Below are 24,519 nucleotides of genomic sequence, written 5' to 3' on the forward strand. Positions count from 1 at the left end.
TCTTCGCTGGCCAGGCGCAGCTCCTCGTTGATCGCCTGCATTTCTTCGTTCGAGGCCATCAGCTCCTGGCTGGAGATATCCGACTGCTCGATGGTTTCCTGCAACTGCTGACGGGTGCGCTGCAGTTCGCGCTCCAGGGTGTTCAACACCATGCCTTCGGTTTGCTGGATAGCAGGCGGGGTATGGGGATCAGCTTCGCGAACCTGAAAAACCACCAGCAGGCATTCGCTGCCACTGGGTTCGTCCTGGTGGGGCTGGACCTGTAACTGGACTTCGACGCGTTGATCGTCGACGGTGGTGATCACTGCGCCAGAGCTGACCGGCTGACCGGTGTTCTGGGCCTGCAACAGGGTACTGCGCAGGGCAGGGCGCAGCGGCGTGAGTACCAGGTTGAGCAGGCTGGGGCTGACTTCGCCACCGGCGTGGCGCAGGAAGCGGCCGACACCATCGCTCATGTGCAAGATGTTGCCGTCAGTATCGACGATCAGGCTGGGCGGTGTGCGTCTGGACAATGCACGGTGATGGATTTCAGCATAGGACAGCTTGCGCAGGGGCTTGGGTTTGGTGCGTACTGCTTGCGTGTCGGGCGCTTGAAGCCGCCCTGGGCGGCTCGCCGGTTCTACTTCCCTGGCGCGGAAGATGCGATGGCGCTTGTCCACGGCAATAAACAGGTCGGCCGCCACGTCCGCTGATTCCGAACTGCCCAGGAACAGGTAACCTCCTTTGCGCAGGGCGAAGTGGAACAGCCGCAGGATCTCCCGTTGCACTTCCCGGTCCAGGTAGATGAGCAAGTTACGGCATACCACCAGGTCCAACTGAGAGAACGGTGGATCGGACAACAGGTTGTGCCGGGCGAACAGGACTTTTTCGCGAATGTCCTTGCGTACCTTGTAATGCTGGTCTTCCTTGATGAAAAACTGACGCAACCTGGCCGTGGGTACATCGGTGGCGATGGCATCGGGGTAGACGCCCAGCCGGCCGACATTGATCGCGTGTTCGTCGAGATCGGTGGCGAACACCTGGACTTTGGTGCTGCGCTGCTCCATGGCCAATTGCTCGGTCGCCATCATCGCCAGGCTGTAGGCTTCTTCGCCGGATGAGCAACCTGCCGACCAGATGCGCACTTCGCGCTGAAGCTCTTCGTTGTCGTCATTGGCAAGGCCCGGCATCACATGCTGCTGCAATGCTTCGAAGGCTTCGCGGTCACGGAAGAAATTGGTGACCCCTATCAACATGTCAGCCAGCAATGCACGGCATTCCTCAGGATGCTGCTCGAGGTATTCGCGGTAACCGGCCAGGTCGGTCTGTGCAGTGACATGCAGGCGCCGTTCAAGTCGGCGCAGGACCGTCGCGCGCTTGTAGTGCTGAAAGTCGTGACCGGTGCTGGCATGCAGGCGGGCAAGGATGTCGTCGAGCAGTGGGTCGCATTGAGCCGGGTCGCCTGAACGCTCGCCCAGAGGCGGTGGGAGGCTGTCATCCTCGATTTCAGGAAGTTTCACGTTCTGTGCCGAGCGCCACAGCTCCAGCAGCTTGCCCGGAATCTCGGTTACCGGCAGGATCAGGTCGACCATGCCGGTGGCGATGGCAGCCTTGGGCATGTCGGGGTACTGGGCGTCATCGGGGGACTGCACCAGGGTTACGCCACCCTGTTCCTTGATGCGTGACAGGCCCACTGCACCATCGCTGCCGCTGCCCGAAAGCACCACGCAGAACGCATGGTCCTTGTGCACGTCGGCCAGGTCGCGGAAGAACAGGTCGATGGCAACATGGTCGCCGCGGCTGCGTCTGGCCGGGCTGACCCGCAGGTAGCCGTCATTGGTGGACAGGCGGTTGGCCGGTGAAATCACATAGACGTGATCACGCTCGATCGGTACCGGCTCGCTCACCTGGCACACCGGCATGCGCGTGACACGCTGAATCAGGCGGTCGGCCTGGCTCTGGTGGTCCGGCGACAAGTGCAACACTACAACGAACGCCATGCCGCAGTGCTCGGGGGCGTGCTGGAAAAACGCCTGGACCGCCTCCAGCCCGCCAGCCGATGCGCCGATGCCCACCACTGGAAAGTCCAGGTGGCTAGGGCTGAGCGCAGGGTTGTGCGGCGACGCGATGGAAGTCTTGCTGGACGATTTCATTGGCACGAGCCTTGTGCGAACCGGGAGTGAGCTTTGGCACCGATTATAGGCCCGACACCCTTCAGACGACGAGCGGGGTTCACGTTAGGACAGCCCTCGTTGGCCAAAGTGCCGCTATTTATCAGTGAGCCGGTGGCTCAGCGGGCGGCTGCGGCAGCGCGGTGACCTTGATGGCACGTACCGGCACGGCAAACTTGGCTCCGATCCGGGTGAAGCGCTCTAGCAGGTGGAAGTTGATGGCCTGCTGGATATCCATGTAAAGGTTGTAGCCAGGGTCCCGCACGATATAAACGCACTCGAACTCCAGCGCCTCTTTACCAAAGCCGCGCAGGTGAGCGCGGTCGAAGCGGACCTGCTGCTGGGCCTTGATTGCCTCCTCGACGATGGCGGGTGCCTTTTTGACCGCATCAGTGGGGGTGTCATAGGACAAGCCGAACTCGAACACGATGCGTCGTTCCTGCAAGCGCTTGTAGTTCTGGATCGTGCTGCTGATCATGCTGGCATTGGCCATGACGATCTGCTCACCGCCCAGGCTGCGGATGCGTGTAGTCTTCAGCCCGACATGTTCCACTGTGCCGGCCAGTGGGCCGATGACGATGAAGTCGCCGACTTCGAAGGGTTTATCGACGGCGATCGACAATGAAGCGAACAGGTCACCCAGAATGTTCTGCACGGCCAGGGCGACGGCAATGCCGCCCACACCCAGGCTGGCCACGAAGGCGGTGATATTGACGCCCAGATTGGACAGCATGGCCAGCAACACCACCGACCACAACAGCACGCGCGCGCCCCAGGCCGAAAGCGTGGCCAGCGCACTGCCTTGGTAAAGGCCGTCGGCGCTGTGCCGGCTGAAGTAGCGGGTCAGGCCCAGCGCGATGGCGCGATTGACCCAGAGGCCGATCTGCAGGGCAGCGACCACGAACCACAAGCTACTGACCCGGCCCAGCCAGCGCTCGGGCAGGTCCAGCATGCTCAAACCCACCAGCAGCGAAGCGAGCAGCAGCAGGCTGTTGCTGGTGCCGGCCAGTACCTTGGCCAGCACCTGACTCATTGCCCCGTCATGTTCGGACCAGCGCTGCACCCGGCGCATCAACAGGCCGATGACAGCTCTGGCAATCAGGAACGTCAGCACAGCAACGCACAGCGCCACCAGCAGGTTGAGGATGGAAATGCCGAAGAATGTGGTGTCGGTGAACAGTTCGATGATTCGATCATTCATGGGGAGCCCACCTCCAGATGGCTCAAGGCAGGGCCGCAGGGCGGCCCCTGGATAGCGTGGTGACGTGTGGGTTACTTGCCGTGGGTGGCTTGCAGCGCCTTGGCCTGTTCCAGATGGTGTTGCAGCGTTGGCAGCTTGTCGCTGGCGAAGGCCTTCAGCTCCGGCTTGTCGGAGGAGGCGGCCTCTTTCTTGAACAGTTCCACGGCCTTTTCGTGCGCGTCGATCTGATTATTGACGTATGACCGGTCGAAAGACTCCTCGCGCCATTCGAGGATCATCTTCTTGACCTTGTCGGTCAGCGCCGCTTCGTCGGGCACGCTGATGTCCAGCTTGCGGGCGATATCAGCGAGTTCCTGGTTGGCTTTGGTATGGTCCGTGACCATTTGCTGGGCGAATTGCTTGATGTCTGCGCTCTGGCTCTTTTCCTGTGCCAGGTTGCCGGTGACCACTTCGGCGATACCGGCTTCAGTGGCCGCATCGACGAAATCGTCCGAAGACGCTGCCTGTACTTGCAACGAAGCCAGGCCCATCAACAGGGTTACCCCGGCGATTTTCAAGAATGGTTTGTTCATCTGTCACTCCTTCGCTTGGTGGCTGCGACCTCTGTGTCGCACTCGGTTGAGCGGTGGGAGCAGGTGAAGGTTTAGTTTTTCTCGAATTCAGGGCCGCCGTGAGGGCGCAACCGGCGTTTCGGGCACCGCTCATCCGCTATGTCGGAATCAGAACGAATTCACGGGTACCGGTCGGACTCGTTGCTGTAAGTCTTCACAAAAACGAGAGCTCATCAGATGAAAAACAACCTGTTTGTCGTGCTGCTGTTGTCTGCCAGTTTTTCGCTGCTCGGAGGTTGCTTCGACCGCGACAAGGATCATCCGGCGAAGGATGCTGACCCAAGTAAACCGTCGCTTCAGATGCAGCAACCCACACCGTCCGTAACCAATCCTCCAGCTGAGACCAAACCGCAGAATCAATGATCGAGGTACAAGGCATGGTGGCAATGACACAGGCAGGTACCACGACCCACAAGGCCAGCGCAGGGCTTGAACGCCGCTATCGAGCGCTACTTGAGGGCCCTGAACCGACGGGCGAGGCCTGGCTGGAGGAGCAATTGCGTCATGCCCGTCTGCTTGTCGACGATCTGCCAGAGGATCCGGGGCTACTTGCGCAATGGGCCGATGCCCATGCAGGTTGTGTCGCCAAAGCGCATGCGGCCTATCTGGAACACCGGCGTCAGGGTGGGGCCCGCCGTTATTTTGCCAACCGTTCCCATGCCTTGTGGTTCCTGCAACAAGTCGCGCCGACCAAGGCGGTCGACGGTGCATGGCTGCACGGGGCCCTGTGGCACTGGCAGGACCCGCGCTTCCATGGGCTGATCCGCACCTTTCTCGAAGAGCTCGGGGACGGCGACCCACGCTGCAATCACGTGCTGATCTACCAGCGTTTGCTCAGCCGTCTGGGTTGCTCGCAGGAGCGGCCGCTTGATCCTGCTCGTTACCTGCAGGGCGCGCTGCAACTGGCGCTCGGCCAGCACTGCGAGCGTTTTCTTCCAGAAGTGATCGGTTACAACCTGGGTTACGAACAGCCCCCCTTGCATCTGCTGATCACCACCCACGAGCTGGCCGAGCTGGGTATCGACGCCCATTACTTCCAGTTGCATGTGACCATCGATAATGCCGCCAGCGGCCATGCGCGCCGCGCCATAGAGAGCTTCACCGAGCTGATGCGGGATGAGCGACCCGCGTTTTACGAGCGTGTCAGGCATGGTTACCGTCTTAATGACCTGGGGATCGACACGCCGTCGTTGATCGCCTCGTTCGACCTGCGGGCCGAATTGCTCGGCGCGCTGGAGCGCAAGCGCATCTATGGCCAGTGCATGCATTCGGACCGTTGTCGCCTGCAAGGACGCACCATCAACCAGTGGCTTGCCGAACCCGGCGCGATGCCTGATTTTCTGGAGGCGCTACAGGTTCAGGGTTGGATCAAGCGCGACACCGATCCCCGACAAAGCCGCTTCTGGTCGCTGATAGAAGGCCCTGTAGCGGCCATGTTCGGTGTGTTCGATGCTTATGAAAAGCAGCTTTGGCATGACTGGATCGCCGGAGACTGGCAAGGCGCAGAAATCCGTCGGGTGCCGCCAGGGCAGTGGGAGCACGCCTTGCAGTTGGCAGATGAAACACCCCTTGCGCCGCCTGCTGCAGACATGGCTGCGCTGATCGAAGCAATGGCTGGCAATCGGCATGCTACCCCGCAGGGCCTGCACGCCACCCGCGCGTTCATTCAGGCCACCGGCTTGATGCAAGGAGGGCTCTACTGATGCTGCTCGACCAGGACCAGATCCGTGCCGATGAGGCCTTGTTGCAGTTGGGGCGTCGACTGCGTGCCGACGGCTATCGTTTCACCTGTGTGACGCCGGCGACCCAGGCCAGGGTCAATGCCCGGGCCGATGCGCAGCAGGCGCGTACCTTGCGTGATGTGTTCGGCTGGAGTCGACCGTTTGCCGCGTCGCTGCTTAGCCCTGACGAACTGGAGCAGCTGCGCCTCGCTGGCGTGCTGGAGGCCCAAGGTGCGCTGTGGCGCAGCACTGTGCGCTGGTCCAGCCTGGACGATCTGTTGCTGGTACATGCTGCCTGGCCAACGGACAGCCGCGACGCGGTGTTCTTTGGCCCGGACAGCTACCGTTTCGCCCAGCTGATACACGATCATTTGAGAAGCACGCCCGAGCGCGTGCAGCATGCCGTAGACATCGGCTGTGGCAGCGGTGTAGGGGCGTTGCTGATCGCTCGCGCCGCCCAACACGCTCAGGTTTGCGCAGTGGACATCAACCCTATGGCATTGCGCTACACCGCCATCAATGCCGCCTTGGCCGGTGTGGCCAATGTTTCGGTCGAGCGCAGTGACCTGCTCAATGACATCGCAGGTACGTTCGACCTGATCGTCGCCAACCCGCCGTACATGCTCGACGCCGGACAGCGCGCCTACCGCCACGGCGGCGGCGCACTGGGGGCCGAGCTGTCGCTGCGCATCGTGGAGCAAGCCCGGGAGCGCCTGTCGCCAGGGGGCACGTTGCTGCTCTACACCGGTGTCGCCATCGTCGAGGGGCGCGACGCGCTGCTCGAAGCCATGCGGTTGCGCCTGGCAGGGCCTGCGTTCAGTTGGTTCTATCGCGAGCTGGACCCGGATGTATTCGGTGAGCAATTGCTTGAACCCGGTTACGAGCAGGTCGAGCGCATTGCCGCCGTGGCCCTGACCGTCACCCGTCGCGGCTGATAGCGTCGTGGCGCGGCAGTGCACGTTTGGCATCGAGGAAGAATACCTGCTGGTGAAGCTGGCCACCGGGCACGTCATGGCGGCTCCGTCAGCAGCCGTGGCCAGCTGTTGTCGGGATGCGCTGGGCCCGTGGTTCGCCGAGGAAATGTTCCACAGCCAGATAGAGCTCGCTTCGCCCATATTCGACGCACTGCACCAGGCGCGTGATTTCTTTGGCGAGCGGCGTCAGCGCCTGGCCCAGGCACTGGCCGACGAGGGCGCCGGGCTGTACGGCGCGGCGAGCCACCCCAGCGCCCAGTGGCTGCGCCAACGCCCACGTGGCACCCCGCACTATCGCCAGTTGTTCGACGATTATCAGCTGGTGGCCCAGCGCAGCCTGTTGAATGGCTTGCACGTGCACGTTGGCGTACCGGTGGGCATCGATCGGATGCGGGTGATCAATCGGGTGCTCTACTGGCTGCCCTTGTTGTTGGCGCTCAGTACCTCGTCTGCGTATTGGGGCGGGGAGGATACCGGCTACATGAGCTACCGCCGCGTGGTGTGCGGGGAATGGCCGCACATGGGGCTGCCTGAGCCGTTGCCGGACTGGAGCGCGTACCAGCGCTACCGGGCATTGCTGCAACGGACCGGCAGCTTGGCCAAGGACGGCGACTTCTGGTGGGCGATCAGGCCCTCGCGGCGGTTCCCTACGGTCGAGCTGCGTATCTGCGATGGCTGCCCGCGGCTGGAAGATGCACTGGCCGTCGCCGGCCTGTTTCGCCACCTTGTCGAGCTGGCGCTGGCCCGCCACGATGACCCCGCCAGCCGCGAGATGCGCTGGGTCACCCAAGAGAACTACTGGCGCGCCCTGCGTCAGGGCCGCCTGGCCACCTTCATCGGTGTCCACGAGCAACAGCCGGTAAGCGCCGAAGGTTGGCTCATGCAGTTGCAGCTGCAATGCCCGCCGGACACTGCAGATGCCGAGCGTTCATTCATTCAGGCCCGGCACATCCTGCGCGAGGGCAGCAGTGCCGATCGCCAGCGGCAGGCCTTCGCGTTGGCCCGTGAACAGGGCCTGGATAACCGCCAGGCGATGCGCGCAGTGGTCGGGCAGGTGATGAGCGATCATCGGTAGGCCGGTGGCGAGCCGCTGCCCTTGGAAATCCGGATAAACCTTCGCGGCGCCTTGGAGTCAGTTTCAGTAAGGGCCCGGATACTCCAGAGGGCCAGGGAGGTGGCTGATGAAACTCTACTGCCTGCTGCGTGGCTGCCAATGGCGCAGCCTGCTGGTGTGTGAAGTCGCCGGGTTTCACTGCCAGTGTTGCGAACGCTGTGGCGCGCTGCGCTACAGCCAGCCCGGCCAACCCTTCAATACGTAGGAGCGGACCATGGCCCGGTCAATCTGGAAAGGCGCGATCAGCTTCGGCCTGGTGCACATCCCCGTCTCGCTGAATACCGCCGTGCGCAGCGAGCGTGTGGACTTCGACTGGCTGGACAAGCGCAGCATGGAGCCGGTTGGCTACAAGCGAGTAAACAAGGTGACCGGCAAGGACATCGACAAGGAGCACATCGTCAAGGGCGTGGAGTACGAGAAGGGCCGTTATGTGGTGATCAGCGAGGAAGAAATCCGCAAGGCCAGGCCCGAGGCGACCCAGACAATCGATATCTTCTCGTTCGTCGATGCCGGCGACATCCCGCTGCAACAGTTTGACACTCCCTACTACCTGAGCCCCGACCGTCGTGGCGGCAAGGTCTACGCCTTGCTGCGCGAGACCCTGCACAGCACCGGCAAGGTGGCCCTGGCCACTGTGGTGCTGCACACCCGCCAGCACCTGGCCCTGCTGCGCCCGCTGGAAGACGCGCTGGTGTTGATCACCCTGCGCTGGCCGGAAGAGGTGCGCGGGCTGGATACGCTGGAGCTGGACAAGAGCGTGACCGAGAGCAAGGTCGACAAGCGTGAGCTGGACATGGCCCGGCGCCTGGTGGAGGACATGAGCGGGCAATGGACGCCGGATGATTACCATGATGCGTTTCGCCAGACCATCCTCGACCTAGTGGAAGAGAAAGCCAGCAAAGGTAAGATCGAGACCGTGGACAAAGGCGAGGGCGCGACGGCTGAGAAGGGCGCCGACATCATCGACCTCACTGAACTGCTTAAACGTAGCCTCGGCGGAAAGACCAAAGCGAAGAAGCCGGCAGCCAAGCGACCGCGCAAGGCGTCATGAGTTATGCAAACGGCCCCTCCAGCGCCTTGAGATAGTCCCCAAAGCCCTCGCGCGCACGGCTGTCCACCCGGCTGCTGGTGGCCACGCTGTGCGCTGCGGTCCAGACGATCTGTGCGCCGCTGGCTTCGAGGGCGAGCACCAGATGCACATCTTCATGCGCCGGCAATGGCTGGAAGCCGCCCACGCGCTGGTAGGCCTTGGTGCATACACCGAGGTTGGCGCCATGGATATGTCGATGCCCGTCTCGTGCCTGATAACGGCTGCGGTACAACTGGCGTAACGCTGCGTTCTGCCACGGCTGCCAGCGTTCGATGTGCACCGTGCCGCACACCGCGTCCGCGCGCCATTGCAGTTGTGACACCAGCCAATGCCCAGGCACGCGGCTGTCGGCGTCGGTGAAGGCCAGCCACTGGGCACCGCGCTCGATCATCCACTCCGCGCCCAGCCGCCGGGCGATGCCGACGTTGCCGGCCTCCAGTTCCAGGGTATGCACGCCATGGCGGCGGGCGATGCGCGCGCTGGCGTCGACACAGCGGTCGAGCACCACCAGGACCTCCACTGCCAAGCCCGCCGCTTCCGCTTGCGCCACCGCCAGCTTGACGGCGGCCAGACAGTGCCCGAGGCGACGAGCTTCGTTGTGGGCGGGTATGATGACGGCGATCATGGGCAGGTCTCGTCAAGGTCCACCACGCTGGGCTGACACGACCAGTATTCGAGCAGGAAGTCTGCCTCCTCGTGGCGCAGCACTGGATAAAGTGGCAGATGCCTGGCCAGCAGGGCATGCACCTCGCGGCCATCCTGCGGGCAACCGGCGATGGGATGGCGCCAGTGGCAGGCCAGCAAACCACCGTCATACGCCAGGCTGGCCACCGATTGCTCGATCACCTGCAGCCAGTCGGTGGGGTCCAGGTAGTAGCCGATTTCGCTGAGCACGATCAGGTCGAACTGCCCGCCCGGCCAGTCGCCCGGCAGGTGGCCCTGTTCGACATGGGCGTGGCTCACACCTGCAAGCCGCTGACGGGCAAGGGCCACGGCGGTCGCGTCGATGTCCTGGCACGACAGGCTGGCGCAGCGTTCGGCCAGCAGGATGCTTAGCTCGCCATTGGCGCAGGCTGGCTCGAATACGCGTTCATAGCATTGGCGCGGCAGGCTGGCCAGGGTCAGCTCGCGCTTGCGCCGTTCGTACCAGCGGGTACGAAAGGCCCAGGGGTCATCGCTGCCGGCATACAAGTCGGCGAAGTACTGTGCGTCCAGGCTCATGTTGCCTCCGTTGACAGGAATATCAGCTCGAACGGTTGCAACAGGCAAGCCTGCAGCTGTTCTGACACAACCGGTGGCCGATCACCATCGGGCTGCAACTGGCTGGCATGTGCGGCAAGGGCTTGGCGCTTGAGCGCCAGATGCTCATCGCACAGCTGCAGGCGGTGAGCCCGGGGCCAGGGCAGGCGCGGGTCATCGGGGCTTGCCCAGTGCCAGGCCCAGACCGGGACCTCAGCCAGTTGTACACGCCTGGCCTGGGCAGCCTGGGCACAGGCGCGACCTGCTGCTTCGTGGTCGCAATGGCCGTCGCCGCGCCATGTGGTCAGCAGCAGGTCGCCAGGTTTGAGCAACTGGTTCAGGTGATTGACCAGGAAGGCTTCATCATGGGGCAGCGCGCCATCCTTGAGGTTGAGTCGTCGCCAGTCCAAACGGTTGAGGTCCAGCCCAAGCAGTTGCAGGGCATGGCGGCTTTCCAGTAGGCGCTGATGACGCAGGCGGCGCTCGGGCCATTGCGAGGAATGCGGGTGGCTGCCCTCGCCATTGGTAGCAGAAATCAGCAGCACGTCCTGTTCTCGTCCCTGGAAGCTGGCCAGCAGCCCGCCGGCCATGAAGATTTCGTCGTCCGGGTGCGGAGCCAGCAGCACCAGGCGCCTTCCGGGGGGGCACAACTGCTCGGGCAGCGTCCAGCTGGCGCGGGCCAACTGAGCAGAATGCTGCCAAGCGCCCCATGGCGTTCCTTGCGCAGCCTGTATCAAGTTCTGGCTCATAGTTGCCATGCTCCCGCCGGCAGGCCGGTCAGTTGCCGGCCCAACTCGGCCAGGTCGCGTTCGGCATGGCTCTGGCGTATGTATACCGGCAGGTCGGCACTGAGCCGGGCGAAATGGCTGCTGCAACAGAACGGCGTGGCACCGAGCGCCCGGCCGACATGCTGAATGACCTGCTCGACCGCCTGCTCGACCTGGGCGCGGGTGCGCCGCACCTCGAAGCTGGCGTCGTCCTGAGGGTGGAGGTCGATCCAGGTGGCGCATTCGCGAAGGGCGGCACGGGCACCGTACAAGGCAGCATCGACTGCGCCCAGATGCGCATCGGCATGCGGGTCGCGCCGGGGTTTACGGCAATGTTCGCGAAGGTAGTCCGCCAGGGCCTCGGCGGCGCCATACCAGCAAGCGGCGATACCCGCGCCGCCTTGCCAGAAGCCGGGCCGGGACAGGTACTGGCCGGGCGAACCGATGGCCAGCCCTGGCGAGTCGTCGAATTCGATGACGACACTGCGGGTGGCGGCCATGCCTACGGCCTGCCAATGCTCGGCCAGGATGCGCTGGCTGGGATGAGGCAGTTCGATGGCCACCAACTGAGGCTGGTCGTCTTCCCAGGCCGTGAGCAGGGCACGGTCGACCTGCAACGCGCCCGAACACCAAGCCTTGCGGCCTTGCAGGCGCACGCGTTCACCGTCCCGCTCGACGATGTATGCCCGGGCATCTGGCGGCTCGGCGGCCCACACGCCCCAAATGCCGTTGGAGGCATGCTGGGCGGCACCGCATTCGGCGAGGATCGCCAAGGCGTCGGTATGGCCTTCATAGAGTTTGGCCAGGCTTAGATCGCAACCGGCGACCCGCGCCAGGACGCGCCAGCGTTCGAGCGTGCAGCCCTGGCCGGGCAACGGGAGCACGTCGAGCCGTTCGCCCTGCAAGGCCTGCATCAGTTCTATTAGCGAAGCGTCGCGTTCGATGGCCTGCGAACGGTGAGCAAAACGGTGTAACAACGAATCGAAGTGGGTCAGTTCCATCATGCAATACCCAACTGCTTGCGCATACGCAACGTGATCGACTGGCGTGTCTTGCCCATTTCGGCCCACGGGTCTTCGACCTGTGCAAGCCGCGTGTGAAGGTTGCCGATGTTCCACTGGTTGGCACCCTTGAGCTGGCTCAGTTCCTCACGCCAGATCGGCACCGACACCGGCAGGACCTCGCGGGCCCGCAGCGAGTAGGCGGCAACGGTGGTGGCACCCTTGCCGTTACGCAGATAGTCGATAAAGATCCGCCCGACCCGGTTCTTCGGCCCGGACACGGCGCTGAGACGATCAGGGAACAGCCCGGCCATGTGGTTGACCAAGGCATGGCTAAAGTCCTTCACCTCGTCCCAGCCAGCGCGTCGGGTCAAGGGTACGACGAGGTGCATGCCCTTGCCGCCGCTGGTCTTGAGAAACACCTTCAGGCCCAGTTCGTCGAGCAGGGTAAGGATCAACTGGGTGGCCTCAAGCATGGCTTTCCAGGGCAGCGCCGGGTCAGGGTCCAGGTCGAGGACAAAGCGGTCGGGTTTATCGAAATCCTTGGTGGTGGCATTCCAGGTGTGCAGCTCAAGCGTGTTCATCTGCACCGCGCCCAGCAGGCTGTCGGCGCGGTTGAGCACCATGGCCGCCTGGCCGGCCTGGGCCTTGTTGTAGCTGAGCACCTTGGGAATATGCAGCTGGCCGGCGTTTTTCTGGAAGAACAGTTCGCCGTCCAGACCATCCGGGGCCCGGACGAGGGCTACAGGCCGGTCCTTCAGCTGTGGCAGCAGCCAGTCGGCGACCTGAGCGTAGTAGTGAGCGACCTCGCGCTTGGTGGTACCCGTGGTTGCGTCGACCACGCGGTCGGGGTGGGTCAGGCGCAGGGTGCCCAGGTTCTCGGGTTCTGTCTGTGCTGCGCGCTTGGTGGGCATTGCTCGCTCCAGGTCGATGGCGGTGGCAGGTTTATCGTCACGCAGGCCGTGGAACACCGAGTGGCGAACGATGCCTTCACGGGTCATCTGGGCATAGGCGACCTCTGCCAGCAGCTGTGGTTTGAGCCAATGCACGCCGCGGGCTTCGGCACCGGTGGGTGGTTTCGGCAAGGGCGATCTGTCGGTTTGCAACGGCTTGAGGCGGGCGTGAATGCTATCCAGGGTGGTAGCGCTGAAACCGGTGCCGACCTTGCCGGCGTAGCGCAACTGGCCGCTGCCGTGGTCGTGCAGGGCCAGCAGCAGGGCGCCGAAGCCGTTGCGGCTGCCTTTGGGGTCGGTGTAGCCTACGATCACGAATTCCTGGCGCTGCTTGCACCTGAGCTTGATCCAGTCGCTACTGCGCCGGCCAACGTAGGGGCTATCGGCACGCTTGCCGATCAGGCCTTCGAGTTCCAGCCGGCAGGCGCTATCGAGCAGTGACTCGACGGGTTCCTCAAAATCGGCGGAATACCTGAGTACCTGCGATGCATGGCCTTCCAGTAACCGGGCCAGGCTGTCGCGACGCCGTTTTAGCGGCAGTGCACGCAGGTCCTCGCCACCCAGCCAGGGCAGGTCAAACAGGTAGTAGGTGATGCGCTCGTCATGCTCGGTGTCGAAGGCGTTCTGCAAGGCCTGGAAGTCGGCCACGCCGTTGTCGTCGACCACTACCATCTCGCCGTCCAGCCATGCCGAGTCCAGGCCCAGGGCCTTGAGCGCCTCGACCTGCCGGGGCATCTTCGCACTCCAGTCGTGGCCATTACGGGTAAACAGGCGTATGTCGTCACCGTCGATACGCGCCAGGATGCGGTAGCCGTCGAATTTGACTTCGTAGCGCCAATCGCCGCTTGGCGGGGAGTCGACCAACGTGGCCAGTTGCGGCTGGAGCGTATCCGGCAGGGGTTTGCGGCCGACTCGCTTGTGCCTGGCGGTGGTCGCCTTGGCCGGGCTGCGCGGGGGCAGGGTACGTTCGCTCAGCACGCTGTCCGGCAGGGCCTCGACAATGCTGTAGTCCGTTTCACTGCGTGCCTGCCCATCATGAGACTTGACCAGCATCCACTGCTCTTTCTTGCCGGCCAGGTGAGTACGGAACAGGTTCCAGACCCCTGACAGTTTTTCGCCCTGCAGGCGAAAGCGCAGCTTGCCCTTTGCATAGGCTTCGCGTGGGTCGCCTTCGGGCTCCCAGACACCCCTGTCCCAGACGATCACATCGCCTGCGCCGTAGTGGCCTTCAGGGATGCGCCCTTCGAAATCGGCGTAGTCCAGTGGGTGATCCTCCACATGCACTGCCAGGCGCCGAACCTTGGGATCCAGTGAGGGGCCCTTGGGGATGGCCCAGCTCTTGAGGGTGCCGTCGAGCTCCAGGCGAAAATCGTAATGCAGGTGGCTGGCATCGTGCTTCTGGATGCAGTACTGCAGCGCATGGGCCGAGCGGGGACAGGCGCGTTTACCAGCCGGCTCGGGCGTGGCATTGAAGTCGCGCTTGCGCTGGTACTCCTGCAGGGGTTTGGCCATGACGGGCTCCGGAAGGGTTCGCGGGTCTCAGGATTGGGAGGCGGCGGTGGCGCGAGGAGTTCAAAAAATGCGAGGGGTGAGGGCTGGCAGAAACTCTGAATCATTTGCCGCCGGGGAGAGTCGACCGAGTGAAGCCCACAGACGGAGAACGTTCATGTCCACACCCGATGACCCAAGACCGCCCATTGAGATCGACGACACCGAGGACCGCATGGGCAGCGTCCACGAGCTGGATTTCAGCGAACGCCGCGATGAACGCCAGGGGCGTGTCGGCGACGAGCGTCCGGCGCGGGAGATCGCCGAGGATTACCCGCCCCGGCGTGTCGCCGAAAGCGGCATGACCGGCGGCGAGGCGCTGAGCGACAGCCTGCACGAGGACAATGTCACCCTCGATGACCTGAGCCCCGATACGCTGCTCGATGAGACCGGTGCCCGCGATCCGCATGAGCCTGGCAGCGGCGGCCCGGCGGACAAGACCTTGCGCCAGGTGGAGGCCCACGAGATCGGTGCCGGTTCCGGCCTGGACGAGGCCGAACTGGCCCGCTCCGCGCCGCTGGACGGCGAGCTGTGGACCGATGAGGTGGTACCCGATGATGAAGGGAGAGAGCCGAAATGAATGAGCAACGTTGTTCCTGCACCCATTGTTCTTGCACCGTGGATGCCAATGCTGTGGTCCAGGATGGCAAGGCCTATTGCTGCGAGGCCTGTGCGAAGGGCCATCGCAATGGCGAACCCTGTCGAATGAGCGACTGCAAGTGTGGTGAGTTGGCTGAGTCGAAAGAGTCCAATGTCGATAATGCACTGGAGGAAACATTCCCGGCGAGCGATCCGATTTCGCCATGAGGCCAGTTGCTGCCAGATGTGAGACGGGAGTTGGGATCATGTGGAAACTCACCCGTCACGCATCTGGTTTGAGTTACGCCCTCAATGGGTCTGCCAGACACCGTTATTGCGTTCGCAATCGCTGCGGGCCTGGCCCAGGCTAGGGGTGTCGTAGTAGTAGGTGATGATCCGCGCATCCTTGGGTAGTGCAGGGCGGGTGGCAGGTTCATCACGCCCAGCGGCATCGGGGTTGGCCAGTGTCTCCTGCGTCAGTGGCGCGATACAGCTGCCAACGCTGCCGTCGGGGCAACGCTCAACCCGACGCTTCTCGTTGTTCAACATCTCTTTGCTTTCGTTGCTGCACGACCAGGCAATCGCCTCAGCGGGAATGTTGCCGTAGCTGTAACAGGTGTGTTGCTGCACGGGTTTGACCGCCTCGCTGGATGAGCGGGTAACCACGTCGCAACCTTCGGCCAACACCTGCCCGCAGCTCAGGGTGCCCAGCATTGCCATGTACAGAGCGAATCGCATGATATACCTCCCGGGCACCAAGGCCCGTCAGCGCTTGTCGAGGGCTGCCCCGACCTGCTTGCGCAGGGCCTTGGCGCGCTTCTCGAGAACCAGGTAGGTCACCACCGCCAACAGCAGCGGGATCAGGTAGTACAACGTTCGATAGCCCAGCAGCGCCGCGACCAGGGTGCCTTGGCCTAGCTGGCCGTGGAGCAGCGCCAGGAATACGGCCTCCAGTACGCCGAGCCCGGCGGGAATATGGGCGACCACCCCGGCCACGCAACTGATCAGCAACACACCCAGCACCGAGGGATAGAACAGCTCAGCGGGCAACAGCAGGTGAATCAGCGCTGCCATCAGCGCCCAGTTGCTTGCGCCCAGCGCGACCTGGCAGAGCGCCATACGCAGGCTTGGCAGGGTGACTTCGTGCCCGCGCAGCGCCCACGTGCGCCGCGTGGCGAAGGCGCAGGCGCACAGGTAAGCCAACGCTATCGCCACCATCAATACGCCGATCAGGCGCAGGCCGCTGGCACCCACCGCCCAGCTTTCCGGCAGCTTCACGAAGCCCAGGGCGAATACCGAGCCGGCCAGCAGCAGGTAGCCCATCCAGTTGGTCAGTAGCCCCAAGGTGAGGATGCGGGTGATGGTCGGGGTATCCAGGCCCAGCCGGCTGTACAGGCGATAACGCAGGGCCACGCCACCGACCCAGGTGGTGAAGTTGAGGTTGAACGCATAGCAGACGAATGCTACCGGCAGCACTTGACGGGCCGGCAGGCGGTGGCCGGTGTAGGCGCGGGCGAGCAGGTCGTAACTGGCGAATACCAAGTAGCTGCACAGGGCCAGCAGCAACCCCAAGGCCAGGGTCGAGGGCCGGTACGCCAGCAGCGATTGGCGGACTTCGTTCCAGTCCAGGTTGCGCGCGAGGGAGAACAGCAGCACTGGTATCAACACCAGAAACAGCACGGTCAGAAAGCGTTTGCCCCATGTCTTCCAGCGGGTAGTGGCCATCAGGTCTTGCCCCCGTGGTAATCGGCCGGGGCCTCGCCGTCGGCTTGCAGCGACTGCAGGCGCTGCCGGTGCGCCGGAAACCAGCCGGCGATCTGCGGGAAATAGCGCGTGATGTGAAAGCCCAGGAAGATCAGCGGAGCACGCCACCAGTAGCCGCGCACCATGCGCTCCAGCGTCACGGTCTTGCAGTGCTCCCGGCTCAGTTCGGTCAAGTGCTGGTACAGTTGTTCGTTGAACGCGGGGTCGCGTATCAGCAGGTTGGCCTCAAGGTTAAACGACAGGCTCAGTGGATCGAGGTTGCTTGAGCCTACGGTGGACCAGTCGTTGTCCACCAACGCAACCTTGCCGTGAAGCGGCCGCTGGCAGTACTCATGGATGCGCACGTCGTCGCGCAACAGGTAGTTGTAGAGCAGCCGCGAGAGCGCGCGTACCCAGCGCATATCCGGTTGCCCCTGGAGGATCAGCGTCACCTCGACCCCGCGCCGGGCGGCGTTGCGCAGTTCGCGCAGCAAGCGGTAGCCGGGGAAGAAGTAGGCGTTGGCCACGACGATTCGTTGCCTTGCTTCACGGAAAACCTGAAGGTAGCAGGCTTCGATATCGTTGCGATGGCGCTGGTTGTCGCGTTCCACCAGCACGGCGCTGGCCGGGCCTGAAGCGATGCCGCCCGGCGCAATCCTGCTGGCGGCATCCAGCACCGGTGCGAGCATGCGGCAGGAAGAAGCATGCACCTGGGCCACCACTGGGCCGACGACCTCCACGGCGTAGTCCTGCTTGGCCTGTGGGCCGAAGTCACCCAGGTGGTCGGCACTGTAATTGATGCCGCCGATGAAGGCGCGTTGACCGTCGATCACCAGGATCTTGCGGTGCAAGCGGCGAAACAGATTGGTGCGCATGCCCACCAGCCGTGGTTGCGGATCGAACGAATGGAAACGCACCCCGGCCTCGGTCATCGATGAGATGAAATCGTCAGGCAGGTCGGCGGTGCCGTAGCCGTCCACCGCCACCTCGACCCGCACCCCGCGTCGCGCGGCATCGATCAGGGCCTGGCGCAGGGGCTGGCCGACTTTGTCGTCGTAGATGATGAAGGTTTCCAGGAGGATTTCCTCGCGTGCCTGGGCCATGGCCTCGAATACGCGGGGGTAATACTGCTCGCCGTTTATCAGCAACTCGACGCGGTTGCCGTCGCACCAAGGCAGCTTCATAGCGTCACCTGCGCCACCAGCGGGGCATGGTCGGAGAGGTGTGACCACGGGTATCTGGACAACACCCGTGCTTCGCAAGCTTGTGCGTTACGCAGGTAGATGCGGTCCAGCCGCAACATCGGCAAGCGCGCGGGAAAGCTGCGTGCCGGCTTGCCGAAAGCCTCCACCAGGTGGCCCGACAGCCTCGCATCTGCTTTCAGGCGCCAATCGTTGAAGTCGCCAGCGACGATGACCGGCTCATCCGGCGGCAGGCTGTCAAGCAATGCCTGCAGCAGGCCGACCTGCCGCTGACGATGCGCTTCACGCAGGCCCAGGTGTACGCAGACTGTGTGCACCTGTTCATGGCCCGGCACTTCCAGCTGGCAATGCAACAGGCCCCGTTCTTCGTTGCCATGGACCGAAACATCCAGGTTGTCATGGGCACGGATGGGAAACTTGGACAGCAGGGCGTTGCCATGGTCGCCATGGGGGTAGACCGCATTGCGGCCATAGGCGAACTGCGGCCACATGCTGTCGGCGAGGAATTCGTACTGGGGTGTCTTTGGCCACTTGGGATGGCGCTCGGCATGGTGTTGATGACTGCCGTGCACCTCCTGGAGAAACACCAAGTCGGCGCCGGTCGAGCGTACCGCCTCGCGCAGTTCCGGCAAAATGAAGCGGCGGTTGAACAGGGTGAAGCCTTTGTGCACGTTAAGGGTCAGTACCGTCAGGCGATGTACGGCGGTGACCTTGTCGATGATGCAGCGGGGGGCGGGCAGTGTCGGGTTCATAGCGGCTCCTGCGGCTCGACGCCTGGTTCGGTCGCCAGCTCGCCGTCAAGGCCTAGCTTGTCCAGCAGGCGGCGGGCATCGTAAGGGGCATGGACTTTCTGGTCGTTGTCGAAGTAGCAGTAGACGTCACGGGAGGTGCGTTTTGCCGGGGCGCGACGCACCACACGCTGAGCATCCTCAGGCTGACCGCCCGCAGCCCAGGCCTGGATGCGCAGGCGCCAGCGGCGCAGTGCCCTGGCCGTGTAGCCGCTGCTGTACAGTTCGACATCGCCATGCAGGCGCAGGTACATGAAATCGGCCGTGACCTCTTCGACATAGGGCCATTTGCCGGCGCTGTCGGCGACCACCAACGCAACCTTGTGCTTGCGTAGCAGGTTGATGAAGGTGTCGCAGAGGAAGCTGGGGTGGCGGATTTCCACGGCGTGGCGCAGGCGCGCATTACCCGGCACGGCCACGCCGCCGTTGCCTTGCAGGCGTTCTGCGGCGTGGCGCGCAATGCTGCGGGCGGCTTTGCGGTCGCGTGGCAGCTTGGCCAGAAAGTCGCCGAAGCGCTGCGCGTCGAATTTCAGGTTGGGGGGAAACTGCCACAGGAAGGGGCCGAGTTTGTCGCCCAGCAGCAAGGGGCCCGATGCGAAGAAGTTGGCAAGCGCCTCGTCGATTTCGCGGAGCCTGCGTACATGAGTGATGTAGCGCGGCGCCTTGACTGAGAAAACGAAGCCCTGCGGTGCCTCGTCACGCCACTTGCCATAGCGCTCGGGCGTTTGCAGGGCGTAGAACGAACCGTTGATTTCGATACTGTTGACTGCCCGTGAGGCAAACGCCAGCTCGTCGTCCTGGCGCAGCCCCTCGGGGTAGAAGTCCTTGCGCCATGGGCCATAGCGCCAACCGGAAATTCCAATGCGGATCTCGCTTACCATAGCCCCCTGAGCTCCTGTGCTTAACAGTAGCGACAGGCAGCAGGACGAGATTGTTCACCGGGATTGACGAGTGGATGGCTATGCAAAATTGGGAACTTTGCCGGTGTTGCAATCCTCCACCGGATGCCAGGGTTGCACCGCGGTACACCACGAAGGAGGCTCAGCGATGAAATTTGATCGTTTTGCACAATGGCTAGCCAACCACAGCGGGCGGCCGTTGACCTTCTTTATTGCCTTGATGTTGATCATAGCCTGGGGCGTAAGTGGGCCCTTGTTTCATTTCAACGACACGTGGCAGCTGGTCATCAACACGTCGACCACAATCATCACGTTCCTGATGGTGTTCCTGATCCAGAATACCCAAAACCGTGATAGCGACGAGTTGCACATCAAACTGGACGAACTGTTGCGCACTACCCAACGGGCGCACAAGGCATTGCTCGACCTTGAGGACATGGGGCCTGCTGAACTCCATGCGCTTCGAAAGCGGTACCAGCAACTGGGGGAGCACGACGAAGCGGGCCCAGGCAGGGACGATCCCCATTGAAATGTTCAGGAACAAGCCATGGCGTTGTCTAGGCAGGGGCAAGGCCGTGACGGTGACACACACACACACTCGGAGAACGGATGATGAACAAACCCGACGAGCAGCGGCAAAAAGGCCCCCATTCTTCCGATCATGCAACGAAGGATGAGGACCTGGGGTTCGACCCGGACTCTCCGGACTTGGACGACCCTCAATTGGACCCACAAGGCCCGGCGAAAGCACCCAGGGATGTAGAAAAGAAACCGTGAGCCTGGCTAGCGTGCCCGGCTGTGTGAGAGCCGGGGGCAGCGCAGCTGTCAGAATGTGTACTTCAGCGACAGCATCAGGTTGCGTTGCTCTCCGTAAACGCTGCTCGGCACCGTGACAGAGTTGCTGAGCGCGTTGTAATACTTCTTGTCGAACGCATTGTTGAGATTGACGCGCGCATCGATGTGTTCGGTCGGCTTGAACCCCAACATGAAGTCCACCAGTGTGTAGCCATCCTGCTCGATCATGTAGGTGGTGTTTTTGTTGTAGATTCGATTCTGGTGATAAAGGGAGGCCCCCACACGCCATTGGTTGAATTGCCCTGGCAGGGTGTAGGACGTGCTCATCTTGAACAGATGGCGGGGAATATCGGTGTCGAAGAGGCGGCCCTCGTTTTCCTTCTTGGCATCCTTGACATACTTGGCTTCGGCAAAGGTATAACCCGCAGCCAGTTGCCAATCAGGCGTCAATTGGCCCTGAACCTCCAGTTCTATGCCCTTGCTGCGCACTTTGCCTGCCGCTTCGTAGCACGGGGTAGTGGGAGCCGTAGGGCAACCGTCGGTAAATGACTTCGCGCGGTCCTCCTGGTCGATCTGAAAGAGGGCGGCCGATGCGTTCAGTGCCCCGTCGAAGTACTCACCCTTGATGCCCAGTTCATAGTTTTTCCCGGTGATCGGCGCAATGATATTGTCGGAGGCATCCCGGTAGTTCTGGGGTTTGAAGATGTCGGTGTAGCTGACATACACACTGTGATGCTCGTTGATGTCATAGATCAGGCCGGCGTACCTGGTGACATGCCGAGTGACTTTGAGCTCGCTCGGGGCGGTGCCTTTGTAGGGCGAGGAGGTGGTGTTGTCGTACCAGTCCAGGCGGCTGCCCAGGATCAGCTTCAGCGGGTCGGCCAGGCTCAGGCGTGTGGTGGCATAAACGCTGTTGAGCTTGGCATTGGTGTTCTGCCAGCCGTACTTGTCCTGGCTCGGCGGTTTTGGCGTGGCGCCAGCGTCCCAGTTGTAAAGGTCGATGTTGCTGTTGAGCAAGATGTTGTAGGGCACGTCCCCGTTGAACACCACCCGCCGGTGACTGGCGCCGACCACCAGTTCGTGGTCTCGGTCCATCAGGCGAAACGGGCCGCTGGCGTAGGCATCGAAGCTGTTCTGGGTTTCCCGATAGTGGCCCGCGCCGACGAACTGGTTATAGGCCTGGGTGGTGGTGTTAGCGACCAGATAGGTGCCCAGCATGTCCAGGTCGGCCCAGGTCTTGGTAGCCGAGATGTTGAGCTTCCAGCCGTTGTCCAGCAGGTGTTCCAGTGCCGCGTAGGCAGAGGTGCTGGTCTTGTCCCAATACTCCCAGTCACTGCTCAGCGACGTAGAGCGTGACAAATGCAGGTCACTGCCGTCGAAGCCCACTGGCAGGCCGGTCCAGCCGTTGCCATTGTTGTTGTCTTGCTGGCGCGATGCACTCAGGGTCAAGGTGGTGCTGTCGTCCAGGTCGGCCTCAAGGATGCCATAGAACAGGTTGCGTTCGTTTTCCAGGGTGTCCCGGTAGCTGTTGCCGGTCTGATACGCCGTCACCATTCTGCCGCGAACGGTTCCACTGTCGTTGAGCGCCCCGGAGACATCGACCTCGGTGCGGTATCGGTCCCAACTGCCCATGCTGCCTTCGATGCTGGCCTGGAATTCCCGCGTCGGCCGCTTGCGGATCAGGTTGATCGATGCAGCAGGGTTGCCCGCACCCTGCATCAGGCCGGTGGCACCGCGCACGACTTCGACCCGGTCATACATGGCCATGTCGGCCGACAGCAGGTCCTGGGACACCTGTGAGCTGTCCAGGCTGGTGGGCAGGCCGTCATACATGATGTTGTCGAGGGAAAACCCCCGGGCGTAGTACGAGGATCGTTCGGGGCCCGTCCGGCGCAGGGTGAGCCCAGGGGTGTTCTGCACCACCTCGTTGAGGTTGGCGAGGTTCTGGTCCTCGATGCGTTGGCGCGTGATGATCGTGACTGATTGTGGTGTCTCGCGCAGGGACAATGGCAGTTTGGTGGCCGTCTGCGCTGAACGTGTGGTGTATGAACCGGTACCTTCGGTGGTGCCAGCCAGCAGTGCGCCGGTTACGGTAGTCGCCCCCAGTTCCAGGGCACCTTCGCTGTCCGCTGCCACTTCTATTATGTAGCTGTCCGCACGCTTGAGCACGCGCAGGCCGGTGCCGGCCAGCAGTTGGGCGAGGCCGTCACTCACTGAGTAGGTGCCGCTGAGCCCCGGGCTATGCTTGCCGGCGGTCAATTGTGCGTCTGCGGACAGCAAGATGCCGGACTGGCTCGCGAAACGGTTCAGCGCCTGATCAAGGCCCCCAGCCGGGATGGCGTACTGGCGTGTCTGTTCGCTTGCGTAGGCCAGTGCTGCAGGCACGGCAAGCAGTAAAGGGGCGCCGCCGAGCAAGCTGGCAAGCAGGATGTGGTGGGTCAGCCGTGAACGGGTTGGCGTGGGCAGGTGCGACACTCTGAACGATCCTCTTGAGAAGGCTTGTTGATGGGTTTCAAGAGGTATCCCGTACAACTCGACCAAAACGACAACACTGCACAAACTCTTTTTTGCCATTCAGGCCGGAAGCAGACGGCCAGCAGCCTTCTGCGTTTCTAAGCCGGGCTGACGTTGACCCAGAAGCGCGTCAATCTGTGTATTTTTACGGGTAGCGACTGCTGAACGGCCATTAGCACGCGGTCGGTGTCTGCCAGGGGAAACACCCCCGTCAGTGGCAACTGCGCTACAGCGGGGTCGCAGCGAAGCACGCCGGGACGATGGCGAGCCAGTTCGGCGACGAAATGCCCCAGCGGCATGCGTTCGGCGATCAAGCGGCCGTCTAGCCAGGCGATGGTGTTGAGGTTGGCTGGCCCGAGGTCGCCGAGGCGATTGGCGGAAAACCAACGACTTTGTCCTGCCTGCAGGCGGCTGGCGGGCGCCTGCCGCGGACGCAACTTCAGCTCGCCTTCAAACAGCTCGACATGGCTGCCACCCTCACGCTGGTACACGGAAAAGCGTGTGCCCAACGCCTGGATTTCCCCCTCTGCAGTTTCAATAATCAGCGGGCGCTGCGCCGGGTCATGACCACTTTCAAGCAGCAGTTCTCCAGCAATCAGGCAAATGCGCCGCTCTGACGTGTTGAAGCGGATATCAACCGCAGTGCCGCTGTTCAGGCTAAGCCGGCTGCCATCGACCAGCGAGCGTCGCAAACATTCGCCAGTGCCGCTGCGCAGGTCTGCCATGGTTTCGCGCCAAGGGGAATGCGAATGCACCAGATAGCCGCTCCCGCCGGCCAACAGCAACATGCCAAGCAGCTTGAGCGTCTGCCGACGACGCGCATCGGGCAGCTCGCGCAGCACCCCTAGTGCTGTATCCGCAGGGACACCGCTCAGGGTACTTTGCAGGCGCTCCAGGCGTCGCCATGCACGATCGTGCTCCGGGTCCGCGGCGCGCCATTCAAGAAAGCGCTGCTGTTGTGCCGCTTCGAACTCACCGCTCCAGTGCAGCATGAGCCAATGACTGGCCTGCTCGAAGATTGCGGGGGAGAGCGGTGCTTCGCTGGCGTTTTTCATTCAGCGTACAGGACCTGATAGCAAGCAGTGATGGCGCGGAGCATGTACTTTTGTACCGAGCTGACGCTGACGTCCAGCCGAGCTGCGATCTGTGTGTAGGTCAGCCCTTCAAATTGCGACAGCAGAAATGCCTCGCGTACCTTTGCAGGCATGTTGTCGAGCATGGCGTCGATCTGCATCAGGGTTTCGATCACGATTGCGCGGGTTTCCAGTGACGGCGTCTCTGGCTCGGGCAGGGCTGCGAGGCTCTCCAGATAAGCTTGGTGGATACGCTGGCGACGCCACTGGTCTATGACCAGGTTGCGGGCGATCTGCACCAGGAATCGACGGCCGTCACGCTGTTCCGGCAGGCGGCGGGTTACCAGCAGGCGCAGGAAGGTGTCTTGAGCGATGTCCGCCGCCCGCTCGCGATCACCCAGGCAGTGGCGCAGCCAGCCTTGCAGCCAGCCGTGGTGATCGCGATACAGGCTGTCAATGGGTTGCAGTGGGGTGTCGATGGGCACTTCACCTTTCCGCTAATCAGATGCATATGGGAATTAATCGCGATTGTAAGGTGGTGTGCCGGTTTTGCAAAC

General features: G+C 62.7%; 26 protein-coding genes. 10 read left to right on the plus strand and 16 right to left on the minus strand.

The window, feature by feature from the left end; translation table 11 throughout:
* The 3 genes from BJQ17_RS16900 to BJQ17_RS16910 all read right to left on the minus strand — a co-directional run.
* Positions 1-2,132 (minus strand): CheR family methyltransferase (locus BJQ17_RS16900; protein ID WP_139139789.1); only part of this gene is annotated, 2,132 nt, incomplete at its 3' end.
* A 121-nt stretch (positions 2,133-2,253) separates the two neighbouring features.
* The gene (locus tag BJQ17_RS16905; protein WP_060492527.1) at positions 2,254-3,351 is read right to left on the minus strand and encodes a mechanosensitive ion channel family protein; all 1,098 of its coding nucleotides are present in this window, start codon (positions 3,349-3,351) and stop codon (positions 2,254-2,256) included.
* A 71-nt stretch (positions 3,352-3,422) separates the two neighbouring features.
* Entirely contained in the window at positions 3,423-3,923 is a 501-nt protein-coding gene (locus BJQ17_RS16910) for a DUF4142 domain-containing protein (protein WP_060492528.1), read from the minus strand.
* 216 nt (positions 3,924-4,139) lie between these two features.
* Here BJQ17_RS16910 and BJQ17_RS16915 point away from each other — a divergent pair, with 216 nt between their 5' ends.
* The 6 genes from BJQ17_RS16915 (at position 4,140) to BJQ17_RS16935 (ending at position 8,822) form a co-directional block, all read left to right on the plus strand.
* A complete protein-coding gene (locus BJQ17_RS16915) occupies positions 4,140-4,325 on the plus strand; it encodes a hypothetical protein (RefSeq protein ID WP_060492529.1) in 186 nt (61 codons plus the stop codon).
* A gap of 14 nt (positions 4,326-4,339) precedes the next feature.
* Positions 4,340-5,665, plus strand: a complete 1,326-nt coding sequence (locus tag BJQ17_RS16920; RefSeq protein ID WP_060492558.1) for an iron-containing redox enzyme family protein — start codon at positions 4,340-4,342, stop codon at positions 5,663-5,665.
* Positions 5,665-6,618 (plus strand): class I SAM-dependent methyltransferase, encoded by a 954-nt coding sequence (locus BJQ17_RS16925; protein ID WP_060492530.1) that lies wholly within the window; start codon positions 5,665-5,667, stop codon positions 6,616-6,618. The genes BJQ17_RS16920 and BJQ17_RS16925 overlap by 1 nt, the downstream gene beginning before the upstream one ends.
* Positions 6,619-6,625: 7 nt before the next feature.
* On the plus strand, positions 6,626-7,732 hold the full coding sequence (locus BJQ17_RS16930) for a carboxylate-amine ligase (protein ID WP_063426149.1): 1,107 nt from the start codon (positions 6,626-6,628) through the stop codon (positions 7,730-7,732).
* A gap of 106 nt (positions 7,733-7,838) precedes the next feature.
* Positions 7,839-7,976 carry a PSPA7_2676 family Cys-rich small protein gene (locus BJQ17_RS31695; RefSeq protein ID WP_169725120.1) on the plus strand — a complete coding sequence of 46 codons (138 nt, stop codon included), beginning with the start codon at positions 7,839-7,841 and terminating at the stop codon, positions 7,974-7,976.
* Positions 7,977-7,985: 9 nt separating this feature from the next.
* Positions 7,986-8,822 (plus strand): Ku protein, encoded by an 837-nt coding sequence (locus BJQ17_RS16935; RefSeq protein ID WP_060492532.1) that lies wholly within the window; start codon positions 7,986-7,988, stop codon positions 8,820-8,822.
* A 1-nt stretch (position 8,823) separates the two neighbouring features.
* Here the strand turns inward: BJQ17_RS16935 and BJQ17_RS16940 are convergent, their stop codons facing one another.
* Genes BJQ17_RS16940 through ligD form a run of 5 tightly spaced genes read right to left on the minus strand, consistent with a single transcriptional unit; the run spans position 8,824 to position 14,333 of the window.
* Entirely contained in the window at positions 8,824-9,486 is a 663-nt protein-coding gene (locus tag BJQ17_RS16940; protein WP_060492533.1) for a glycosyltransferase family 2 protein, read from the minus strand.
* Complete coding sequence (locus tag BJQ17_RS16945; RefSeq protein ID WP_060492534.1) at positions 9,483-10,082, minus strand: bifunctional 2-polyprenyl-6-hydroxyphenol methylase/3-demethylubiquinol 3-O-methyltransferase UbiG; 600 nt, start codon at positions 10,080-10,082, stop codon at positions 9,483-9,485. Before BJQ17_RS16945 ends, BJQ17_RS16940 begins: the two co-directional genes overlap by 4 nt.
* Positions 10,079-10,849 carry a PIG-L deacetylase family protein gene (locus BJQ17_RS16950; protein WP_060492535.1) on the minus strand — a complete coding sequence of 257 codons (771 nt, stop codon included), beginning with the start codon at positions 10,847-10,849 and terminating at the stop codon, positions 10,079-10,081. Before BJQ17_RS16950 ends, BJQ17_RS16945 begins: the two co-directional genes overlap by 4 nt.
* Entirely contained in the window at positions 10,846-11,871 is a 1,026-nt protein-coding gene (locus BJQ17_RS16955) for a hypothetical protein (RefSeq protein ID WP_060492536.1), read from the minus strand. The genes BJQ17_RS16950 and BJQ17_RS16955 overlap by 4 nt, the downstream gene beginning before the upstream one ends.
* Positions 11,868-14,333, minus strand: coding sequence for a DNA ligase D (gene ligD / locus BJQ17_RS16960; RefSeq protein ID WP_060492537.1), 2,466 nt, complete (start codon positions 14,331-14,333; stop codon positions 11,868-11,870). The genes BJQ17_RS16955 and ligD overlap by 4 nt, the downstream gene beginning before the upstream one ends.
* Before the next feature lie 154 nt (positions 14,334-14,487).
* On the opposite strand from ligD, the gene BJQ17_RS16965 reads away from it, so the two are divergent.
* Entirely contained in the window at positions 14,488-14,949 is a 462-nt protein-coding gene (locus BJQ17_RS16965; RefSeq protein ID WP_060492538.1) for a hypothetical protein, read from the plus strand.
* Entirely contained in the window at positions 14,946-15,176 is a 231-nt protein-coding gene (locus BJQ17_RS30170) for a metallothionein (protein ID WP_081238088.1), read from the plus strand. Before BJQ17_RS16965 ends, BJQ17_RS30170 begins: the two co-directional genes overlap by 4 nt.
* Positions 15,177-15,257: 81 nt before the next feature.
* On the opposite strand, the gene BJQ17_RS16970 is transcribed toward BJQ17_RS30170, so the two are convergent.
* From BJQ17_RS16970 to BJQ17_RS16990, 5 genes are read right to left on the minus strand one after another with little or no spacing between them, the layout of a single operon-like run.
* Complete coding sequence (locus BJQ17_RS16970) at positions 15,258-15,686, minus strand: hypothetical protein (protein WP_060492539.1); 429 nt, start codon at positions 15,684-15,686, stop codon at positions 15,258-15,260.
* A gap of 27 nt (positions 15,687-15,713) precedes the next feature.
* Positions 15,714-16,673, minus strand: a complete 960-nt coding sequence (locus BJQ17_RS16975; protein WP_060492540.1) for a lysylphosphatidylglycerol synthase domain-containing protein — start codon at positions 16,671-16,673, stop codon at positions 15,714-15,716.
* The gene (clsB, locus tag BJQ17_RS16980) at positions 16,673-17,875 is read right to left on the minus strand and encodes a cardiolipin synthase ClsB (RefSeq protein ID WP_063426153.1); all 1,203 of its coding nucleotides are present in this window, start codon (positions 17,873-17,875) and stop codon (positions 16,673-16,675) included. The genes BJQ17_RS16975 and clsB overlap by 1 nt, the downstream gene beginning before the upstream one ends.
* On the minus strand, positions 17,872-18,645 hold the full coding sequence (locus BJQ17_RS16985; protein ID WP_060492542.1) for an endonuclease/exonuclease/phosphatase family protein: 774 nt from the start codon (positions 18,643-18,645) through the stop codon (positions 17,872-17,874). Before BJQ17_RS16985 ends, clsB begins: the two co-directional genes overlap by 4 nt.
* Positions 18,642-19,562, minus strand: coding sequence for a DUF72 domain-containing protein (locus tag BJQ17_RS16990; RefSeq protein ID WP_060492543.1), 921 nt, complete (start codon positions 19,560-19,562; stop codon positions 18,642-18,644). The genes BJQ17_RS16985 and BJQ17_RS16990 overlap by 4 nt, the downstream gene beginning before the upstream one ends.
* A 166-nt stretch (positions 19,563-19,728) precedes the next feature.
* Between BJQ17_RS16990 and BJQ17_RS16995 the strand changes: the two genes are divergently transcribed.
* Together BJQ17_RS16995 and BJQ17_RS31700 are read left to right on the plus strand one after the other, a co-directional pair.
* A complete protein-coding gene (locus tag BJQ17_RS16995; RefSeq protein ID WP_060492544.1) occupies positions 19,729-20,109 on the plus strand; it encodes a low affinity iron permease family protein in 381 nt (126 codons plus the stop codon).
* An 83-nt stretch (positions 20,110-20,192) separates the two neighbouring features.
* Positions 20,193-20,357 (plus strand): DUF6021 family protein, encoded by a 165-nt coding sequence (locus tag BJQ17_RS31700; protein ID WP_169725121.1) that lies wholly within the window; start codon positions 20,193-20,195, stop codon positions 20,355-20,357.
* Positions 20,358-20,405: 48 nt separating this feature from the next.
* Here the strand turns inward: BJQ17_RS31700 and BJQ17_RS17000 are convergent, their stop codons facing one another.
* The 3 genes from BJQ17_RS17000 to BJQ17_RS17010 form a co-directional block, all read right to left on the minus strand.
* On the minus strand, positions 20,406-22,850 hold the full coding sequence (locus BJQ17_RS17000; RefSeq protein WP_060492545.1) for a TonB-dependent receptor: 2,445 nt from the start codon (positions 22,848-22,850) through the stop codon (positions 20,406-20,408).
* A gap of 137 nt (positions 22,851-22,987) precedes the next feature.
* Positions 22,988-23,944, minus strand: a complete 957-nt coding sequence (locus BJQ17_RS17005; RefSeq protein ID WP_060492546.1) for a FecR domain-containing protein — start codon at positions 23,942-23,944, stop codon at positions 22,988-22,990.
* Positions 23,941-24,447, minus strand: a complete 507-nt coding sequence (locus BJQ17_RS17010; protein ID WP_063426157.1) for a sigma-70 family RNA polymerase sigma factor — start codon at positions 24,445-24,447, stop codon at positions 23,941-23,943. Before BJQ17_RS17010 ends, BJQ17_RS17005 begins: the two co-directional genes overlap by 4 nt.
* Between the last annotated feature and the right edge of the window lie 72 nt (positions 24,448-24,519).

Origin of the sequence: Pseudomonas sp. NBRC 111139, from assembly GCF_001753955.1 — a bacterium.
GTDB lineage: Bacteria > Pseudomonadota > Gammaproteobacteria > Pseudomonadales > Pseudomonadaceae > Aquipseudomonas > Aquipseudomonas alloputida.

Coding starts and splice junctions, on each gene's coding strand:
- BJQ17_RS16905 (WP_060492527.1), bottom strand. CDS start 3,351: ATGAATGATCGAATCATCGAACTGTTCACCGACACCACATTCTTCGGC.
- BJQ17_RS16910 (WP_060492528.1), bottom strand. CDS start 3,923: ATGAACAAACCATTCTTGAAAATCGCCGGGGTAACCCTGTTGATGGGC.
- BJQ17_RS16915 (WP_060492529.1), top strand. CDS start 4,140: ATGAAAAACAACCTGTTTGTCGTGCTGCTGTTGTCTGCCAGTTTTTCG.
- BJQ17_RS16920 (WP_060492558.1), top strand. CDS start 4,340: ATGGTGGCAATGACACAGGCAGGTACCACGACCCACAAGGCCAGCGCA.
- BJQ17_RS16925 (WP_060492530.1), top strand. CDS start 5,665: ATGCTGCTCGACCAGGACCAGATCCGTGCCGATGAGGCCTTGTTGCAG.
- BJQ17_RS31695 (WP_169725120.1), top strand. CDS start 7,839: ATGAAACTCTACTGCCTGCTGCGTGGCTGCCAATGGCGCAGCCTGCTG.
- BJQ17_RS16935 (WP_060492532.1), top strand. CDS start 7,986: ATGGCCCGGTCAATCTGGAAAGGCGCGATCAGCTTCGGCCTGGTGCAC.
- BJQ17_RS16940 (WP_060492533.1), bottom strand. CDS start 9,486: ATGATCGCCGTCATCATACCCGCCCACAACGAAGCTCGTCGCCTCGGG.
- BJQ17_RS16945 (WP_060492534.1), bottom strand. CDS start 10,082: ATGAGCCTGGACGCACAGTACTTCGCCGACTTGTATGCCGGCAGCGAT.
- BJQ17_RS16950 (WP_060492535.1), bottom strand. CDS start 10,849: ATGAGCCAGAACTTGATACAGGCTGCGCAAGGAACGCCATGGGGCGCT.
- BJQ17_RS16955 (WP_060492536.1), bottom strand. CDS start 11,871: ATGATGGAACTGACCCACTTCGATTCGTTGTTACACCGTTTTGCTCAC.
- ligD (WP_060492537.1), bottom strand. CDS start 14,333: ATGGCCAAACCCCTGCAGGAGTACCAGCGCAAGCGCGACTTCAATGCC.
- BJQ17_RS16965 (WP_060492538.1), top strand. CDS start 14,488: ATGTCCACACCCGATGACCCAAGACCGCCCATTGAGATCGACGACACC.
- BJQ17_RS30170 (WP_081238088.1), top strand. CDS start 14,946: ATGAATGAGCAACGTTGTTCCTGCACCCATTGTTCTTGCACCGTGGAT.
- BJQ17_RS16970 (WP_060492539.1), bottom strand. CDS start 15,686: ATGCGATTCGCTCTGTACATGGCAATGCTGGGCACCCTGAGCTGCGGG.
- BJQ17_RS16975 (WP_060492540.1), bottom strand. CDS start 16,673: ATGGCCACTACCCGCTGGAAGACATGGGGCAAACGCTTTCTGACCGTG.
- clsB (WP_063426153.1), bottom strand. CDS start 17,875: ATGAAGCTGCCTTGGTGCGACGGCAACCGCGTCGAGTTGCTGATAAAC.
- BJQ17_RS16985 (WP_060492542.1), bottom strand. CDS start 18,645: ATGAACCCGACACTGCCCGCCCCCCGCTGCATCATCGACAAGGTCACC.
- BJQ17_RS16990 (WP_060492543.1), bottom strand. CDS start 19,562: ATGGTAAGCGAGATCCGCATTGGAATTTCCGGTTGGCGCTATGGCCCA.
- BJQ17_RS16995 (WP_060492544.1), top strand. CDS start 19,729: ATGAAATTTGATCGTTTTGCACAATGGCTAGCCAACCACAGCGGGCGG.
- BJQ17_RS31700 (WP_169725121.1), top strand. CDS start 20,193: ATGAACAAACCCGACGAGCAGCGGCAAAAAGGCCCCCATTCTTCCGAT.
- BJQ17_RS17005 (WP_060492546.1), bottom strand. CDS start 23,944: ATGAAAAACGCCAGCGAAGCACCGCTCTCCCCCGCAATCTTCGAGCAG.